Source organism: Frankia sp. CcWB2 (assembly GCF_977927585.1).
Genome location: NZ_CDWRCM010000181.1, coordinates 1 through 1,583, shown reverse-complemented (window position 1 = coordinate 1,583; position 1,583 = coordinate 1). Strand labels below are relative to the sequence as shown.

Here is a 1,583-nt window from a genome sequence, read left to right as displayed (position 1 = left end):
CTCGATGTAGTAGGCGGTCTGCCCATCCACACCGGCCGTGCACGCACCCTTGTTCCTCCGCACGCGACCCCACGCCACAAGCAGGAGCCGGGTCGCAGACGAGGTTGAACAGATCCTCGAACCGGCGGTGAGAGTCCTCATTCGCCCACCGGTACAGCTTGGCCTGGATCTCTCGTACCCTTTCCTCGGCCTGATACCAGGCGAAGTCCAGTTCGTCGGTGTTCACCGGCGGCCTCCGAGCATTCCAGCGTCCTCACTGCCGACTTGCTGGCCCCCTTCGCCATGTACGCGCCTCTCGCGCGCTCGGACTACTACGGGGCCTCCGTCCCACGGTCCACGGTCGGCAACGGACCTGCCCGCCTACAGCCAGGCCGGCCGGAGGGGAGGGCAACCGGGGACGGTTCCCACGTGCACCTGACAATCGATCGACCAGGGAGATGACCCAGCTTTGTCCCGGCAGCATCGCCACGGCTACGCCGCAGACCCTCACCGTGGCCTCCTCACCGGCACAATCAACCGGCTCCGGAGTTGGCCTCGCTACGGCGGCGGACCCGGTCGCCGGTGCGGTACCAGCGGCGGCCGTCCCGCTCGAAGAACCGGCCACGGTCGTCCGCCGGGTCCAGGTAGCCAGGGGTGAGCTGCGGGCCCGCGATGCACAGCTCGCCCTCGATGCCGACCAGCAGGTCACCCTCCCTGCTGTGCGCACGACTCCGGCAGCGGGCGGCGACGACGGCTAACTCGCCGAGTCGTCCCAGCCGGGCCGGTGCCCGACTGAACTCCGAGGTGTTCGCCGGCAGGACTGTCATTCAACCCCCTCAACCTCACCCAGTTGATCTTTTCTTCGACAGGAACGATCATCCAGGTGGCGGGGCGCCCTTGTCCTGGCTCGACCCGCGGCCACACTCCGCCGCAACAATCGATCACGAATAGTGATTGGACAACCACGATATCCGACGAACGCGTGGAGATGGTTGGACATCACCCGAGAATCCGTCTATATAGTAATCAAACTTCGCCATACCGAAGATTGATGTTCGGAAGGACGGGAAGGGGCTTATGATGCGCGGTACTGTCGCATGGCTGTCGAGAGTGGGGTCGGCTACCGCCGCCGCCGCGCTGATGCTGTCGGGGTGCTCCACCACCCCCGCTGTCGACGCATCGGCCGGTGGGGGGCGTGATCGTCCGGTAGTACTGACGACGTTCACGGTGTTATCGGACATCGCACAGAACGTTGCAGGAGATCACCTGCGGGTGGAGTCGATCACGAAGGTGGGGGCGGAGATCCACGGGTACGAGTCGACGCCGGATGATATCACGAAGGCATCGGACGCGGATCTGATCCTGGACAACGGCCTGAACCTGGAGCTGTGGTTCAAGCGGTTCGTGGAGTCGGTGCACGTGCGGCACGCCGTGGTGTCGGACGGGGTCAAGGCGATAGACATCACCGAGGACGCCTACGCAGGCAAGCCGAACCCGCACGCCTGGATGAGCCCGTTGAACGCGCAAATCTATGTCGACAACATCGTCGATACCTTCAGTGATCTCGATCCCGCGCACGCGGCGGACTTCAGGGCGAACGGTAA

At 64.7% G+C, this 1,583-nt stretch carries 2 protein-coding genes and 1 pseudogene; 1 reads left to right on the top strand and 2 read right to left on the bottom strand.

The annotated features are described in order from the left end of the window. Together ACY45C_RS16990 and ACY45C_RS16985 are read right to left on the bottom strand one after the other, a co-directional pair. Window positions 1-226, bottom strand: a pseudogene (locus ACY45C_RS16990) (hypothetical protein); the annotation flags it as partial. 286 nt (window positions 227-512) lie between these two features. Next, window positions 513-806, bottom strand: a complete 294-nt coding sequence (locus ACY45C_RS16985) for a hypothetical protein (RefSeq protein WP_462188554.1) — start codon at window positions 804-806, stop codon at window positions 513-515. Window positions 807-1,056: 250 nt separating this feature from the next. On the opposite strand from ACY45C_RS16985, the gene ACY45C_RS16980 reads away from it, so the two are divergent. After that, window positions 1,057-1,583 (top strand): metal ABC transporter solute-binding protein, Zn/Mn family (locus ACY45C_RS16980; RefSeq protein ID WP_462188544.1); only part of this gene is annotated, 527 nt, incomplete at its 3' end.